We start from the raw sequence: 16574 nt of genomic DNA on the forward strand, positions 1-16574 counted from the left end.
ATATTTTACTATTTTACTCAAAAGAGAGAGAAAGGCCCGCAGATCCTCTTCGCCCGGCATACCTGACCATCCCTCCTCTCCTCTTATCACACTCCCGTCAAGTTGGTAAAATAGACAAATACCAAAATCAAAGCCGGAATCTACCTTCGATCGCTGAAATAAACCCGCAAACACTTGACGGACCATTTGACAACTACCCTCACCTTTCGGCAAGCCAGAACCCGTTCCTTTTCATCCCGCCTTTTTGGTAAAGCTCCCTGTTCCACCGGACCACCTTCTTATTCTCCGACCGCCGAAGCTCCGGATCCTCGGCATCCGGCCGTGTCTCCGACAACCGCTCCACACCTATGGCCGCTGTCTGGGCTAAGAGACCGTCCGATCCCTGCTCATTCTTCCCGTACAACGCATGGGAAAGCTGGCTCTGGGAAAGACCTGTCGCGACCCGGATATCCCCAAACGGAATAAGACCCGACTCCTGCTCACACAGCCATCCAAGGATCTTTGCCCCGGATTTCGACAGCTTATCATGCTGACTCCCCTTCTGATTGGCAAACAGCGGCTCCAAAATCTCCATCACCGCATAAAAATCCTCCTCCTCTGCCAGAAGATCCCCGCCGATCATCGATCTGCGAACAGGAGAATGCAAAAGAGCATGTGCCTCCACCAGACAAAACATCAGCTTCAGATTTCGTGAATCCATCATCGGATCACACCGGACCCGGTTCGCAAAGGGAACCGACACGACTTTTGGCTCCACCAGACCCCAAAGAGCACGGGCAATCGCAAAATTCGTATCCTCCCCCTCTTTCATCCGGGGCATCTCTGCCCGCTTCATGATCGCGGCATGCACGCTTTTTCTCTGCTCATCGGACTCATCGGTCCAGAAAAGCAGCTGACGGTCCAGAACCTGGTCATCCCCGTTCAGATCGACTTTGCAGACCCAGAACACGCAGCGGCGTGGAAGAGCAAGCGTAAGGCCGGCATTTCTCGCAACGGTCTTGTATTCTCCCGGATGATCCCAGTCAGACGTCGCCGTTTTGAACAGCTCCTGAAAATCCGGCGACATCTCCTGATCATCCAGAATAAGGACGGATCGGTCTTTGATCGGATGATAATACAGTGATTTGTCCGAAAGATGGGCATTCACGACCGCTGATTTTGGAAGACACGACGAGGCGACAACGGCCGCATGACTTTTTCCTGTGCCTGTCCTGCCGGAGATGCTGATATGGATGCCTTCCGAGTTCTCGACCCGGGTCGCTGCATAGGAAAGAAGCATGGCCCGTATGATCTGCGTGTCGCCGACATGGATCTTAGCGCAGATCTTTCTCAGAAAGGCAAGCATCTCTCCCTTTTCCCAGATCTGGCCGGCATAGACCTCGGCGGCATGTTCTCTGGTCGAGGGCTGGGTCAGATAGAAGGAAAGACGGCACGCGGAAAAGAGGTCGGCAGGGATGTAGGGCCGGGCGCCTTCGAAGATGTCTTCCGGGTCCGCGTCGCGGCCTTTCGCCCATCGGCCGATCTCAGATCCGTTGTGCCGAAGACTCCATTCGTGAGCTTCGAAAAGTTTGAGGCCTTCGAGACGTTCGCCTTTGTCGAGGGTCGCGGTTTTTTCGAGATAATAGCCGTGAGCAAGGGAGTAGTAGTCGTCTTTATCCGGTTCGATCCAGGATCCCGTCTCGGGAGAGAGGAGGTATTTTATGTCGGCAAAGACTTCCGCTGTTTCCACCCGTGAAAGGAAGTCTTTGATGCCTTCCCACAGCGCTTCTCTGCTTGAGTCAAACGAGGGAAAGGAGTGGCAGACCCATCCGTTATGGGTGAGTGCCCAGAAGGATTCGAAATAGCGGGGAAAGGTCTCGGTTTTCGCATAGACGAGCTCAAACGGACATACGAGCTCCCAGCCGTGAGGCAGGACCACCCGATCCAGGAAGTCAGTGGTATCCAGCGATGTGATCCGGTATTCCCGCATGCAGGAACTGCGCCAGGGAAGAAGGGCCAGGTAATCCGGGTCCACATCGTCGGGTATGTCGGGAATAAATTCAGGGTCGCAGAGGAGTTCGAGTTCTGCACGGATTTTTTCTGCTGATTCAGCTTTGTCCAGGGCGGATGAGGCGGATGGGATCGTGGTATTCATACAAAAACTTCGATCCGGATTTATATAAACCCCCAACCGCGCGGTGCGATAATGCCCCGGATTTTGGCAAAAAGAGGGTGGTCAGTGAGTGGGGAGGGTGTTTTTCGATGCAAAAAAATGAGATTTTGGGGGTCATCACGACCCCTCACATCAGCGGATAGCTCGCTTTAACGACGCTGCCCTCCGCCTCGATATTCCCGTTCCCTTTCATCCTCGGGACCCCCTCAACCGCCTCCCTGAAAACCATCTCTGCTCGGAGCATCCCGACCGGCTCGAACCGCATCTCTAACCTCTTGGGCAGACTTGTCAAAGGGTTATCTGAGATTGAAAATCCGACTCCTCTATTATCTTACTATATCTGCAACTCTATTTTTGTTTTTACTGTAATTCTCGAATATCCGCATAATAACTATTAATCCTACGATGGGTATTAATGATATGAGCATCTATCAATGAATTACGAAATGTCGACATACAAACATTTTGAGGTGAGAAATGAATATTCAAAAATTATGGGAACAACTTCAAACTAAAGAGGAACATGATGAATTGGAGGCGAAGCCCGGAAATGAAATAGGTCGTTCTGTTAAAGAGACGATCAGTGCTTTTTCAAATACCATCGGATTAGGAGGGGGAGTAATACTGTTTGGAGTAACTGAGATGAATGAGGGAGGCAAGAATAAATATGTACTTACCGGTGTAAAACATCCTGAGAAAATACAAAAAGACTTGGCAACTCAATGCAGAACGAATTTTAATGTACCCATTCGTCCGGAAATTAAAATTGAACAAATAAATGGAGTGTGTATAATCGGGGTTTACATTCCGGAAACAGACCCTTCCCAAAAACCGGTATATATTGATGCTTTGGGCCTTCATGAAGGTTCTTTTGTTCGGGTTGGTCCCACAGATCAAAAATGCACGGACACTGATTTTGCAAAAATATATGCAGCACGTGATTCGAAATCATATGATTCCCATGTTTTAGATTACTTATCAACAGATAATTTGAACCCCGTTGCCATTTCTGAATATAGGCGACTGAGAAATCTGGTGGATCCAACGGCAGTGGAACTTAAACTTGAAAATGATGATCTTCTTATATCGTTAAAATGCGCTGAAAAAGTCAACGGAGTTCTGAGACCAACGATTGCCGGCATTATTTTATTTGGCAACAAAGATGTGATCCAAAAAGAATTCCCGATGATTCGTTTTGATTATATTCGTATGCCGGGTACGACCTGGAATCCCGGATCCAGCAAATCCTACTACACACAGGAAATGAATGAAGGATTGTTCACTCTTTTACCCCGGGCTGAAGGAGCAATAATGGATGATATTCCACGAACAATACGTTTGCCGCAAACAGGACTGACACGAGATGATTATCCAATTATCCCTTCCCTCGTAGTTCGTGAAGCATTGGTAAATGCCGTCATGCATCGTGATTACAGAGTAAATGGACCAACACAAGTCATTCGCTATGCAGACCGGCTCGAATTTAGAAATCCGGGTCATTCATTGAAACCACATCCTGAAGAGGGAAATCCCGGATCAATTCTCAGAAATCCAATTATTGCAAATGTCCTTCACGAAACTAAATATGCGGAAAACAAAGGAATCGGCATTACAATAATTATGGAAGAGATGCAAAAGGTGAATTTATCTTTACCCATTATCAGATCCAGTCGGGAAAACAATGAGTTCAGCGTTACGGTATTTGTCCACAATCTCGCAGGGGAAGAGGATATCATGTGGTTGGCACAATTTAAAGAGTTCAATCTGTCAACCACTGAAGTTCAAATATTAATGCTCTTACATAAAAATGGAATGATAAAGAATGCCGATTGTCGTCAGCATCTCCAGTTAGATACCCTTCATGTCAGCAGTATTCTTCAACGTCTAAGAAAGCTGGATATTTTAGAGGTGCACGGCGGGGGAGGCTGGACATATTACACACTTAGTCCCAAATATTTGACGGGGGATTTTCTTGGGAGTGGAAATAAGGGATTAGTCGGGTTAAAAAAAGAAAATAAGCTTAAAAATGAATTAAAAGAGAAACCGCCTCAAATTACGCTGCGTGAAAATAATGGATTAAACAGCTCAAAATCTGGAAATGAGCCAAATATTAAGTTAAAAGACATTTTTAAGACAGGCCCGGGTGATGAATTTATTGGATTAAACCAATCTAATCCGTTGAAATCAGAAGAAAACCGATTAGATAAGAGTTCACCGGAAAGGATATTGGAGTCAAGTCTTGATTATAATGAACTATTGACATTATTACCGGAACATGTGCGGCATGAGATTAAACGCATTCCCGGCAGAGTTGATAGGGAATCTGCAACAGACGCTATTCTTAAAATATGTGACACAGGAAAAGCATTTACTCCAAATCAGATAGCAGTCCTTATCCGCCGGAATAGGAAATGGTTAACTCCTATACTCCGGGAAATGGTTGAAAACGGGTTGATTGCCCCCACGATCCCGGATAATATTGGATCAAGAAAACAGAGATATCATGCATTACATGCAAAAGGACAGAGTAAACTTAACAGTTATCTGAATAAAGAATAAGCATACTCTTTCTGGACTTCAGGCGATGGGCGAAGATCCGAACAGGAGGGCAAAGCAAAGCTTTGCAGTCATACAGATTTGTGGCGGGGTTTCCCATTTTCCCCCTCACATCAGCGGATAGCTCGCTTTAACGACTCTCCCTTCCTCCTCGATATTCCCGTTCCCTTTCATCCTCGGGACCCCCTCAACCGCCTCCCTGAAAACCATCTCTGCTCGAAGCATCCCGACCGGCTCGAACCGAAGTTCAAGCCTCTCAGGCTCGCCTGCCTTCGCCAGATCCTCCAGATGATCTGCGATCGATGCCGCCTGTCTCCGGTCAAGCGTCCACTCCCTTCCGCACTCGGCCACAAACCTCTGCAGATTCGCATCCTTCGAAAAATCAAACGACCGGCGCTTCCTGATCCCGATTTTCAGCACCAATCCCAGCACCAAAACCGCCATCGACCCGGACGTCAGCGGCGACGCGAAAAACAGCGCCAGCGTTTTTGGGAGGTCAGCATACAGATACGGACAGACCGCCGACGACACCCCGATCAAAATCGGCAGGATCACCACGAACTTCCGGCGGGGATCCAGCATCCGTGACGAAATACTCTGGATACCGCTGATCATCACAAACGTAACCGCATACAGAAGGGTCGCCCCGAGGATCGGCTTTGGGAGAATATGAAACACCCAGCCGATCGCCGGCAAAAATCCGCACAGGATCAGAAAGACCCCAAGGCCGAGGCCCACCCTTTTTGCTGCGATTCCGGTCCCGACAACGAGCCCTGTAGCTCCTGAAGATGACCCGATCCCCACCCCGCCCAGCGCTCCGGCGATCGCGATACCTGCTCCTTCCGACAAAAGCCCGTTTTTCAGCGTATCGTTTCGTCCCTCCCTCGTGTAGGCGTTCAGAAGCGAAATGTTTCCAACCGACTTCAGCATCACGCAGATCATCGCGATCAGAAATGGGATCAGCAGAGCGAAATCAAACGAGTATGCGACGATCCCGACAGGATTCGGGATCTCAAACACCGAAAGGTCCGCGATCTCCAGCAGGGTCTCAAGTCTGAACACCCCGAGAAGCACCGAGGCCGCCATCCCGATCACGATACCGATCAAAATTGCATAGAACTTGAAAAACCGCCTTGGGATCACGCTCAAAAGGATCGTTGCGGAAAGCGTGATCACGCCGACCGCGGCAGAAGCCGGATCCAGGGGACCTGAATCGGCACTCCCGAAAAACAGCGGGAATGCGAACGGAACGATGGCGATCCCGAGAAGAAACAAAACGACTCCCGTGACTTCGTTTGGGAACACGATCCGGAAAAACTTCGTGAACCGGCTGAGAACCATCTCAAAGAATCCCGAGATGATCAGCATTCCATAGAGAAGAGGGAGTCCTCCGGCGGTTGCCGCAAGAAGGGATGCCGGCAGATACGACGAGTTTGGGACCATTGGGAGAAGGTATCCTGCCCCTGTTTTTGAAAAAGACTGAAGGATCGTCGCGACCCCGGAACCGATCAGGGTCGCGCTGATCAGAAACATCGTCAGATCCGTCGAGCCTCCGACCGCATTGCTGATGATCACCGGATACGTCATATACACGGCGAGAACGAAAAAATGCTGAAGGATCGTGAGAACCGTCGTTCCTAAAGGCACCCTGTCCCTGACGTTGTAGACCGGTTCATCCCCCTCTGCCATTATGAACATCTGTTGGTCGTACTTTTATGTTAAAGCTTATTGTAGGAATAGGATTATCAATTTTTCAGACATACAGAGTAGAAATCCCATGTACGATAAAGATGAGTTCGTCGAAAGGATCGAAAACCAGATCCGGGTCGAAGAGGAGTACACAAAGATGCTCGAGGACGGCAGAAACCGTCTTGCCCGTTCAAAGTATCTGATCCTGATCCCGCTTGCAATGTTTCTGATCGCGGCGGCAGCGTTTGGGTTATCCTCCAATAATCCCGGGCAGGTCCTTATCCTCTGGATCGAAGGAAGCTTCTATCTCTACATGTTCTACTTCTTTTTGATGATGATCCCCTCCATCGGCTCGGATGCGAAGATAAACATCTTCGATAAAAAGTTCCGGGTGTATGTGATGGAGTTTCTCCGGCTCGCCAATATTCTCCGGACCGTTCGGAGAAATCCGCTGACCCTGGTGGAGTTTTTCTGGAACGCCTTTCTCATCAACACCAAACCGCTCGTGAAAGGATTCACGATCCTGTATCTGATCGATCTTGTCTGTGCGGTCGTTATGAAACTTTTCGATATCATCGACTGGATGATGTTTTTTCTGCTTGTTGTCCAGATCGGCGTGATCCTGCTTTTTTATTCGCGGGTCACTGCGGCAAAACCCGGAACACCGGGATTTTTTGTCGGCAAACCTCTTCCGGATGCGGACATATTCGATGTCAGAAATCTGAAAGCCTGGCTGTATGTCGGGATCTTCTGCATATTCACCTGTCTTATCATCGTTGGGGCGATGTTTTTCCCGGGGATGACGCTTGGTCAGTTTCTGCGGGATATCTCGCTTGTTCCCGGGCAGTATCCGCTCCTTCTCGCTCTGATCCTGATCACGCAGGGTCTGATCCTGCGGTATTTCCAGGGCGTCGAGAGCAGAAAACTGATGAATACGCTCAATGAGCATCATCTTTCGGTTTTGAAGGAGGATCTTCTGCCCCGGGTGAGCCGGTCAGAACCGGAGGATCTTCCCGGGCTGAAGCGCGAGTTCCTGCTGTTTATCATGAACAAACTGATGGTCCAGGAGTTCTTCTACCGGTTCCCGGCATATACGCTGATGCCCAATCTGCTGCTGGCTCTCGATCCGGTGGCTCAGGAGATCCTGACGGAGACGGGCGAGGAGAAAAGTCTGAAGGATATGCTGTAAAAAAAGATTGGAATCAGAATCGGCTCATCTTGTATTCAGCTGCCGATCCGGATTCCGATCCGGCATAGATCGCAGCGCTCTCGGTCAGCGATGCAGTCATAATATACGACACGACGCTCATAACGATCATCAGGATCATCGGGACAAGGATGCAGGTGAACACCTTCTTCGGCGGCAGTTCGGTGATCGAGGCGATCCCAAAGACCCAGACCGGGATACACCAGAACATCAGCGCTCCCTGAACGGCGAGGTTCATCAGGAGATCCACGGTCCCGATCAGGCCGACAAGTCCGGTCAGAAGCGCCCCTATCGCGAGGATCGCCGAGGCATAGCCGGTAACGGCGAGCATCTGCTTATATGTGCATTTCGCATACCCGATGAGTTTGACCCCGGCAAGAAACATTCCTGCGACGACCGCCCAGGAGATGAATACCCCGATCACTCCTCCGATCACGGTCATGACCGCCATAAACGGATCGGCAGGTATGAGGAAAACGATCGAGAGCAGCGTATAGGCAAGCGTGATCAGTACAGGGATCAGAAGACCTTTTGGGCACTCTTCGAAGAACTGCTTCTGATCAAAAAGCAGGTATTTCATTGCATTTTTCATATCCATAGATGTCGGATTATATTTCTATTCAGTCAGTATTAACCTTCGCCAGGGATCTCGTCAGAAGCGCGATCGTTTTAGCATCGACGATCTCTCCCCGGGCGATCATCGCAAAGATCTCGCTCTTTTTGATCCTGACCACGTCGATGATCTCATCTTCGTCTCTGGCGCAGTCTTCGCAAGGGATAAGTCCCCGCGCCTCAAAAAGCCAGAGTTTTTCCGTGCAGAATCCGGGCGTCGAGTAGACATATCCTCTTGGCACAAATTCGTTTGCCGAGAATCGCGCTTCTTCTGCAAGTTCGCGTTTTGCACACTGCAGAGGGGTTTCACCGGCATGATCCATCCCGCCTGCGGGAACTTCCAGGATGTATTCATTGATCACGGCTCGGTACTGTCTGATGAGATACACATGCTCCTCATCGGTCGGGAGGATACATACCGCCGGGACCGGCTGGACGAAGAGATAGTTTCTGTCCTTCCCGTTCGGGAGATGGACATGCCGTGTTTCGATGGTGAGTCTTGGGGTGTCGTAGATCTTCGTGCAGCTTTCTGCCGGAGCGGCAGATTTTGTTTTCGGCGACGCCAGATAGGCAAGCAGGGGAAGGATCTCCTCTTTTTTTACCCCGTCCACCTCCTCGATCTTCTCCTTTTTCAACATCAGTTTGTAGACCAGCCCGACCTTGTCGTAATCGAGCGCCCCCCGGAGATGGAAGACCCGCACCTTTTTCATCATATCGGGAGTGAAGTTTTTGAGCAGGAGATCCTCTGTCCGCCGTTTTTCCTCAGGATCGGTGACGCCGACGGTGAAAACGATCACCGATTTGTCCTTCAGCTGCCTGAAGTTATTCGCTATCAGGGCGATGCCTGCGATACAGCCGATATAGATGCCTGCACCGTAAATGACCGTGTCATAGGGGAGGAGGTCTTCGACCTTGGTTTCGTCGGCATTTTTCAGGTCGGCGCCCAGCTCTTTTGCGATCCATTCGGCATACTGTTTCGCGGATCCGTATTTCGATTTATAAACGACTACTGTACTCACAAAATATCCCTTCTCTATTCAGAATAGGTCGTGATGAGATAAGTGTTTTAGTATCGCACGGGCGAAAAAAAGGAGTGGATATTATTCTGCCTGGGAGATGCTGATGTGAACTTTGAGATCATCGATCTCCCAGTCCATTGCGAGGTCTGCCTTTTCAGCAACACCGCATCCGCAGGATTTCCCTTCCGGCACTCTGATCTTGAGACAGTTTGCTCTGACCTCGTTTTCGATGACGTCATGCTGAGAATCCACAAGAGGCATCACCCGTGCATCATCGATGACGACTTCGGCTTTGATCTTTGCATCGACGGCAAGACCTGCCTGTTTTCTCATCTCCTGGATCCTTCGGATGACCTCGCGGGAGTATCCTTCGGCTTCGAGTTCCGGCGTGAGGGTCACGTCAACATAGATCATACCGTTTTCGATCGGCGAGGAGAAGATGTTTTCCGGCATCTTTTCTTCGAAGGTTATGTGCTCTTCGGTAAGTTCGGCGGCAAAGCCGTCCTTTTCCATCATGACCTTTCCGTTTGCTGTCAGCAGAGCTTTGAGCTCGGTCCCGTTCGACTCTTCGATGAACGCCTTGACTTTGGGTCCGTCTCTGCCGAACTGTTTGCCGATAACTTTCATGACCGGGACCGCGGTCCAGTCGAGTCTGTCCCAGATGCCTTTTACGACCGTGACGGACCGGGCATTTGCCCGGTCACAGCACATATCGTTCATTGCCGAGATGGCGGCCGCGATCTTTTCCGCATCGGTCGCGACAACGATCTGTCCAACCGGCCAGCGTCCTTTCCGTTTTCCGTTCTGGCGGGCGTTCGATACCGCTTCGTCGAACTCCTGAACGATCTCCATCTCCTCTTCGAGGACCGGGTCGCGGAGTGAATCGTTTCCGCTGAACCAGTCGGCCATGTGGACTGATTTCGGATCGCCAACACACTTCAGGTTCTGATACATGCTTTCGGTGATGTGGGGAGCAAACGGAGCAAAGATGGTGATCAGTCTGCGCAGAACATAATACATGGTGTCGTACGCCTGCATCTTCGAGACCGACTCTTCTTCGAGCCACATTCTCGGTCTGACCAGCTGGACGTACCAGCGGGAGAGTTCATCGAGAATGAACGTGCTGATCGGGCGGGTCGCCCGGTGAAGGCTGCAGACCTCCATCTCTTTCGTGACCTGCTCTGCAAGAGAGTTCACGCGGGAGATCAGCCAGCGGTCTTCTCTGCAGAACTCTTTGATGTGATCTTCGACTGCGGACGGATCCCAGACGCCGTCTTTTTCCGCCGGCTTGTAGCTGTCGAGCGCCATGTACGGCAGCGGGAATTTGTAGACGTTCCAGAGAACGTTGAACATCCGGTGGTTCGTCTTGACTCCTTCAAGAGAGAAGCGCATATCATCCCAGGGGGCATTTGCCGAAAGGATGTACTGGCGCATAACGTCCACACCGAACTGTTTGATGACGTCTTCGGGTGCGATGACGTTTCCAAGACTTTTACTCATCTTTTTGCCGTTCGCATCAAGCGCGAATCCGTGCATGAGTACAGATTTGTACGGGGATCTGCCAAAGGCGATCGTCGAGAGGGCGAGCTGGGAGTAGAACCATCCGCGGGTCTGATCCTGCCCTTCGAGAATGAAATCTGCCGGCCAGTATTTGGCGAAGTCTTCGGTCTTCTCCGGGAACCGGAGTGTTGCCCAGGAGGCGATACCTGAGTCATACCAGACATCGAAGATGTCCGGGATACGTTTCATCGTTCCGCCGCATTCGCAGGGCATCGTGATGTCATCGACGTACGGCCGGTGGGGGTCGGTCATCTTCTGACCGGAGAGCTGTTCGAGCTCTGCGTATCTGCCGACGACATGATATTTATTACAGATCGGACAGACCCAGACCGGGATCGGGATACCCCAGTATCTCTGCCGGGAGATACACCAGTCGCGTGCCTCTTCGATCCAGTCATGGAATCTGGCGGAACCTGCCCACTCCGGATACCAGGTGACTTCTTTCGAGATCTCTTCGAGCATCTTTTCCCTGACATCCTTTGCTTTCAGGAACCACTGTGAGGTTGCACGGTAGATGATCGGGGTCTTGCATCTCCAGCAGTGTCCGTACCGGTGAGTGATCTTCCGGACAGCGAGCATGGCGTCACCTAAGACGTCGATGACCTCCTGATTGGTCTCGGGAGCCTTGACGTATTTTCCTGCAAAGACGCCGGCTTCTTCGGTGAAGTTTCCGTTTCCGTCAACGGGACAGACGATCGCAAGATCCTCTTTCAGACCGACAAGGTAATCGTCCCAGCCGTGACCCGGAGCGATATGGACCATTCCGGTGTTTTCCATCGCCACGTAATCGGCGATGACGACACGGTGCTCGATTTTTTCCTGGATGGGAACTGCGGAAGCGAGGGGAGAAATATATTTTGTTCCGGCGAGTTCAGCTCCGGTCTTTGTTTCAATGACGGAGTAGTCCTGATATTTTCCGTATTTCAGGATCTGTTCAGCGAGGTCTTTTGCGATCCAGAGATCTTCGGTCTTTCCGTCTTTTACTGCCCGGCATTTTGCGTAGACGAAATCCTTTCCTACGGCCACTGCCACGTTGGCCGGAAGGGTCCAGGGGGTCGTGGTCCAGATCACGAGGGACTCGTTCTCGGCTCCCCGGATCGGGAACTTGACGAAGATCGAGGGGTCGGTCTCGTCCCAGTACTCGACTTCCGCGTCCGCGATGGCCGTTCCACAGCGCGGACACCAGTTGACGACCCTGGATCCGCGTTCGAGCATTTTTTCTTCTTCGCAGCGTTTGAGGGTGTACCATGCAGCTTCGATGTATCCTTTGTCGACCGTCTGATAGGGATCGTCGAAGTCCATCCAGGTACCGAGTTCCTTGAACTGTTCGCTCATCAGATCTTTATGGGTGAGAGCGAACTCGCGGCACTCTTCGATGAACTTTGCGACACCGTATTTCTCGATGTCGGCCTTGTTTTTGAACCCGAGCTTCTCCTCGACTTTGACCTCGATCGGCAGTCCGTGCATATCGTAACCGGCACGTTCGATGATATGCTGGCCGGTCATTGAGTGGTATCGTATGATTGCGTCTTTGAGGATCTTGTTCCAGGCGGTTCCGAGATGGATGTAACCTGTGGTATAGGGCGGGCCGTCGACAAAGAACCACGGCTGGCCCGATTCGTGAAGTTTGCGTGTTTCACGATAGGTATTGTTTGTTTTCCAGTACTCCCGGACGTCGTTTTCGACAACGGCGGGTACATAGCTTTCTTGTATTTCTTTCACGAGTTTCCCTCACTCAATATGTGGGTAACTATTGGTCGTCGTTATACATAAGGGGTTTTGTGCTCCGGATGATTTTTGCCGGCAATGTTATTGCCCGCGTTTTATTGTTTCGAAAGCAGACACAGCTTTATTATCCCTAAACACGATACTCCTGTTTGGTAATCATCATGGACGGATACGCAGGGAACATGGTCTATGCCGATCTCTCGGCAGGGGTGGTAACGATCAAACCAACGCCCCCGGAACTGAAGTTGAACTATCTTGGCGGCCGGGGTTTTGGCATACGTATCCTGACCGACATGGTTGATCCTAATACCGAGCCGTTGAGCGATAAGAACATTCTTGTCTTTGCGGCAGGACCGCTGACCGGAACCGGGATCCCCCTTGGGAGCAGGTATGAGGTCTCGACGATCGCTCCTTTGACGGGACTTGCCATGAGCGCAAACAGCGGAGGAGTGTTTGGCTGGAAGCTGAAAAAAGCCGGATTCGATGCGGCCGTCATCTCCGGCAAATCGGCAAAACCGGTCTATCTCTTCCTCGACAACGGGAAGGCCGAACTTCGGGATGCTGCACATCTGTGGGGAATGACCACCGGACAGACTACCGACGCGATCATGGATGAGCTGAAGGATCCAAGCGTTCGCGCTTCCTGTATCGGCCCGGCAGGCGAAAAACTTGTGCTGATCTCCTGTATCATCAATGAAAAAACCCGGGCAGCCGGCCGCGGCGGGGTCGGCGCAGTGATGGGGTCGAAGAATCTGAAAGCGGTCGCAGCCAGAGGTGATCTCGCAATCAAAACGGCAGATGAAGCAGGACTGAAAGCGGTTAAAGACCGCGTGAAAAAGAAGATCGAGGCAAACGGTATCGCCAAAGGTCTGCATGATTACGGAACGGCTGTTCTCGTCAACATCGTGAACGAGAACTATCTTATGCCCACCCGGAACTTCCAGACCGCCCACTTCCCGGAGGCGGAGAAGATCTCCGGCGAGACGATGGCAAAAACGATCCTCAAAAAACCCAAAGGGTGTTATGCCTGTATCGTTCAGTGCGGAAGGGTCCATGAGTTCGACGGCGAGACAGGTGAGGGGCCGGAGTATGAACCCGACTGGGCGTTTGGTGCTGACTGCGGGGTCGACGATCTCAAAATGATCGCCCGGGCAAATAATCTCTGCAACGAGTACGGGCTTGATGCAATCTCGGCGCCGGCAACGATCGCCTGTTTGATGGAGATGGCCGAGAAAGGGTATGTCAGCCACCCGATCCGGTTCGGCGATGCAAAAGGCATGCTGAAACTCGTGGAGCAGATCGCCTTGCGCGAAGGAATCGGCGATGAACTTTCAGAAGGATCCTTCCGGTTTGCGACGAAATACGGCCATCCGGAATACTCCATGAGCTCGAAAATGCAGGAACTGCCGGCGTATGATCCCCGGGGCATCCAGGGATACGGGCTTGCAGCAGCGACCTCGGTCCGCGGAGGAGACCATGTCTATGCGTATATGATCTCTCCGGAGATCCTCGGATCGCCGGAAAAGATCGATCCGTATCTGATCGAGGGAAAACCCCAGTGGGTCAAGACCTTCCAGGATCTGACCGCCGCCATAGATGCAACGGGTATGTGCCTCTTTACGTCCTTTGCTCTCGGAGCTGAGGATTACGCGGATCTCCTTTCGGCAGCAACCGGAATGAAGGTCGACGCCGGCGAACTTTTGAAGATCGGCGAACGGATATGGAATCTCCAGAAGCTCTATAATATCAAACGCGGGTTTTCCCGCAAAGACGATACTCTGCCGGCCAGGCTCCTGACCGAGCCGCTGAAAGAAGGCGCCCCTGCCGGTCAGGTTTCCCGGATCCATGAAATGCTCGACGAGTATTATACTCTTAGAGGCTGGGATCCGGAAGGGACTCCTACAAAGGAAAAGCTCAGAGAACTGGGGCTGATGTGAGCAGTCGGATCTTCCCGGACCATCTGATATGTCTACAGCGTCTCCTGACTCCCGGTTTTTGAGACAGATTCCTCTTTTCGGGAAAGAGGGGCAGAAGAAACTTAAGGACGCCCGTGTCCTCCTGGCCGGGGCAGGGGGTCTTGGTTCAGCGATCGCTTTGTACCTCGCCTCAGCCGGGGTCGGGTTTATCCGGATCGCCGATGAGGATGTTGTCGAACGGTCCAATCTCAACCGGCAGATCCTGTATCATGAAACCGACATCGGCGCATGCAAGGTAGAAGCAGCAAAAAAAACGATCCATTCCCTCAACAGCGGGATCGAAGTGGAGGCGGTCTGCCGGCATATCGATGAGAAGTCGGCGGGAGATATCGTTCGCGGGATGGATCTGATCATCGACGGGATGGACAACTTTGCTGCCCGCTACGTTTTAAATCGTGCCGGCCTCGATGAAAAGATCCCGTTCATTCATGGAGCCGTGAACGGGTTCTACGGGCAGGTGACAACGCTGATCCCCGGAATCACGCCGTGTCTGCGCTGTCTTGTACCAACAACGCCAACCTGGGAAAAGAAGGTGATCATCGGGGTGACCTGCGGAGTGATCGGCTCCATCGAGGCAAACGAAGCGGTCAAATATCTCACCGGGACCGGGAAGCTTCTGCAAAACCGGCTCCTGCTCTGGGACGGGCTTTTGGGCGAGGCTGAGTCGATCGAGATCGCCAGCTCTCCCGACTGCACTGACTGCGGTTTTTCAGAGAGGGAGCCGGATGGCCGGAGGATCGTATCATGAAGATCACCATAAAGGCGTTTGCCATGTTTCGCGAGGTCATGGATATACAGCTCGAGCTTGAGGTTCCGGCAGGCGGGACCGTCCGCACGCTTCTTTCTGACCTGACCGCGCGATACGCTGGATTGGATGCGCTGATGTTTGCTGCGCCGGATACGCTGCGTGACTTTGTCAATATCCTCAAAAACGGCCGGAACATCCATTTTATTGCCGGTCTTGACACCCCACTCGACGAAGGCGACCTGATCGCCCTGTTCCCTCCGGCAGCCGGCGGGTAAGGTGTCTCTTTGCCGAAACGTGATCACGGTATCTCTCCTCTGTATTCCCCGGATCCGTTCCCCGGCCCGGATTTAAAAATCACTCCGGATCTTCCGTCAAACCGTCCGGCGGCGTTCTCTGCTGGTATACACAACTATATATCCCAGGGAGACGTATAAAGAGTCGCAGTTATCTGTGGGAAATATCAGTAAGACTTTTTTGTCTCATTGTTTTTTTCGTGAGCATTTATGCTCCAAGGAAATCCTATCATGGAAAGAAGAAATAATTTTGGCGCACCACGCCAGTTTAATGACGGCCCACGCGAAATGACCAAAACAGTCTGCTCAGACTGTGGAAAAGAATGTGAGGTACCGTTCAAGCCAACAGAAGGCAGACCAGTCTACTGTCAGGAATGCCTTCCAAAACACCGGACCCCACGGAACCGGTTCTAATACTGTTTAGACACTCTGTCTAAACACATCATTTTTTTAGTCTGTTCTTTTGGCAGCTTTTTGTATCCTTTGCCCGCTTTGTCCCTTCATCAGTCAGATTCATCTGTCAAAAAATCCAACATGATAAATAATGGAGATTCAGATATACGGAAAAGCGGTGTTGGCCAGACGCGCCGAACCGGTTGATACGATAACCCCTGAACTTTTAGCCATTCTTGATGAGATGGTCCCGATGCTCAAAGAACACCGCGGAGTCGGTCTTGCAGCTCCGCAGATCGGGATCGGGAAACGATTCTTTGTGATGGATCCGGGAGACAAACTCAGAAAAGTCATCAACCCGGAGATCCTGAAAACCGGCAGCGCCTTTGCCGAGATGGAGGAGGGCTGTCTTTCTGTTCCCGGCATCCATAAAAAAGTCCGCCGTCCACGGCGCATCACGGTCAGATACACGAATGAAGCGGGTGAGCTGATCGAAGAGGAGCTGAAGGATTATCCTGCCCGGGTTTTCATGCACGAGTATGATCACCTCGAGGGGATCTTATTTGTCGATAAGGTATCGCCGATCGCAAAAAAGATGATCGCAAAGCAGCTCGAGGATCTGACCCGAAAGGAGGCGTAAC

At 51.5% G+C, this 16574-nt stretch carries 14 protein-coding genes; 7 read left to right on the forward strand and 7 right to left on the reverse strand.

What is annotated here, in order from left to right; all coding sequences use genetic code 11:
- The 3 genes from EYA77_RS09815 to EYA77_RS04905 all read right to left on the reverse strand — a co-directional run.
- On the reverse strand, positions 1–186 hold a 186-nt coding region (locus EYA77_RS09815; RefSeq protein WP_209315012.1), incomplete at its 3' end, for a hypothetical protein.
- A gap of 13 nt (positions 187–199) precedes the next feature.
- Complete coding sequence (locus EYA77_RS04900) at positions 200–2134, reverse strand: hypothetical protein (protein ID WP_167816068.1); 1935 nt, start codon at positions 2132–2134, stop codon at positions 200–202.
- Positions 2135–2279: 145 nt separating this feature from the next.
- Positions 2280–2444, reverse strand: coding sequence for a hypothetical protein (locus tag EYA77_RS04905; protein WP_209315013.1), 165 nt, complete (start codon positions 2442–2444; stop codon positions 2280–2282).
- 185 nt (positions 2445–2629) lie between these two features.
- On the opposite strand from EYA77_RS04905, the gene EYA77_RS04910 reads away from it, so the two are divergent.
- Positions 2630–4711 carry an ATP-binding protein gene (locus EYA77_RS04910; protein ID WP_167816070.1) on the forward strand — a complete coding sequence of 694 codons (2082 nt, stop codon included), beginning with the start codon at positions 2630–2632 and terminating at the stop codon, positions 4709–4711.
- 105 nt (positions 4712–4816) lie between these two features.
- Here EYA77_RS04910 and EYA77_RS04915 read toward each other — a convergent pair whose 3' ends face one another.
- Positions 4817–6397: a uracil-xanthine permease family protein gene (locus EYA77_RS04915; protein WP_167816071.1), complete on the reverse strand. Its 1581-nt coding sequence runs from the start codon at positions 6395–6397 to the stop codon at positions 4817–4819.
- A gap of 88 nt (positions 6398–6485) precedes the next feature.
- Here EYA77_RS04915 and EYA77_RS04920 point away from each other — a divergent pair, with 88 nt between their 5' ends.
- The gene (locus EYA77_RS04920; protein WP_167816072.1) at positions 6486–7586 is read left to right on the forward strand and encodes a hypothetical protein; all 1101 of its coding nucleotides are present in this window, start codon (positions 6486–6488) and stop codon (positions 7584–7586) included.
- A gap of 13 nt (positions 7587–7599) precedes the next feature.
- On the opposite strand, the gene EYA77_RS04925 is transcribed toward EYA77_RS04920, so the two are convergent.
- The 3 genes from EYA77_RS04925 to ileS form a co-directional block, all read right to left on the reverse strand.
- The gene (locus tag EYA77_RS04925; protein WP_162139391.1) at positions 7600–8184 is read right to left on the reverse strand and encodes a Yip1 family protein; all 585 of its coding nucleotides are present in this window, start codon (positions 8182–8184) and stop codon (positions 7600–7602) included.
- Between the two features lie 40 nt (positions 8185–8224).
- Positions 8225–9235, reverse strand: a complete 1011-nt coding sequence (locus tag EYA77_RS04930) for a flavodoxin domain-containing protein (protein ID WP_167816073.1) — start codon at positions 9233–9235, stop codon at positions 8225–8227.
- 81 nt (positions 9236–9316) lie between these two features.
- Positions 9317–12517, reverse strand: coding sequence for an isoleucine--tRNA ligase (gene ileS, locus EYA77_RS04935; RefSeq protein WP_167816074.1), 3201 nt, complete (start codon positions 12515–12517; stop codon positions 9317–9319).
- 155 nt (positions 12518–12672) lie between these two features.
- On the opposite strand from ileS, the gene EYA77_RS04940 reads away from it, so the two are divergent.
- From EYA77_RS04940 to def, 5 genes are all read left to right on the forward strand, one after another.
- Positions 12673–14460 carry an aldehyde ferredoxin oxidoreductase family protein gene (locus EYA77_RS04940; RefSeq protein WP_306463688.1) on the forward strand — a complete coding sequence of 596 codons (1788 nt, stop codon included), beginning with the start codon at positions 12673–12675 and terminating at the stop codon, positions 14458–14460.
- Between the two features lie 58 nt (positions 14461–14518).
- Positions 14519–15247, forward strand: coding sequence for a HesA/MoeB/ThiF family protein (locus tag EYA77_RS04945; RefSeq protein WP_306463689.1), 729 nt, complete (start codon positions 14519–14521; stop codon positions 15245–15247).
- Positions 15244–15522, forward strand: coding sequence for a ubiquitin-like small modifier protein 1 (locus EYA77_RS04950; RefSeq protein WP_042697958.1), 279 nt, complete (start codon positions 15244–15246; stop codon positions 15520–15522). Before EYA77_RS04945 ends, EYA77_RS04950 begins: the two co-directional genes overlap by 4 nt.
- Positions 15523–15771: 249 nt before the next feature.
- Positions 15772–15954, forward strand: a complete 183-nt coding sequence (locus EYA77_RS04955) for a CxxC-x17-CxxC domain-containing protein (protein WP_081406649.1) — start codon at positions 15772–15774, stop codon at positions 15952–15954.
- A gap of 130 nt (positions 15955–16084) precedes the next feature.
- Positions 16085–16573 (forward strand): peptide deformylase, encoded by a 489-nt coding sequence (gene def / locus EYA77_RS04960; RefSeq protein ID WP_042697955.1) that lies wholly within the window; start codon positions 16085–16087, stop codon positions 16571–16573.
- The last annotated feature ends 1 nt before the right edge of the window (position 16574 follow it).

Source organism: Methanocorpusculum sp. GPch4 (genome assembly GCF_012062385.1).
Taxonomy (GTDB): Archaea; Halobacteriota; Methanomicrobia; order Methanomicrobiales; family Methanocorpusculaceae; genus Methanocorpusculum; species Methanocorpusculum parvum.

Coding starts and splice junctions, on each gene's coding strand:
- EYA77_RS04900 (WP_167816068.1), bottom strand. CDS start 2,134: ATGAATACCACGATCCCATCCGCCTCATCCGCCCTGGACAAAGCTGAA.
- EYA77_RS04910 (WP_167816070.1), top strand. CDS start 2,630: ATGAATATTCAAAAATTATGGGAACAACTTCAAACTAAAGAGGAACAT.
- EYA77_RS04915 (WP_167816071.1), bottom strand. CDS start 6,397: ATGGCAGAGGGGGATGAACCGGTCTACAACGTCAGGGACAGGGTGCCT.
- EYA77_RS04920 (WP_167816072.1), top strand. CDS start 6,486: ATGTACGATAAAGATGAGTTCGTCGAAAGGATCGAAAACCAGATCCGG.
- EYA77_RS04925 (WP_162139391.1), bottom strand. CDS start 8,184: ATGAAATACCTGCTTTTTGATCAGAAGCAGTTCTTCGAAGAGTGCCCA.
- EYA77_RS04950 (WP_042697958.1), top strand. CDS start 15,244: ATGAAGATCACCATAAAGGCGTTTGCCATGTTTCGCGAGGTCATGGAT.
- EYA77_RS04955 (WP_081406649.1), top strand. CDS start 15,772: ATGGAAAGAAGAAATAATTTTGGCGCACCACGCCAGTTTAATGACGGC.
- def (WP_042697955.1), top strand. CDS start 16,085: ATGGAGATTCAGATATACGGAAAAGCGGTGTTGGCCAGACGCGCCGAA.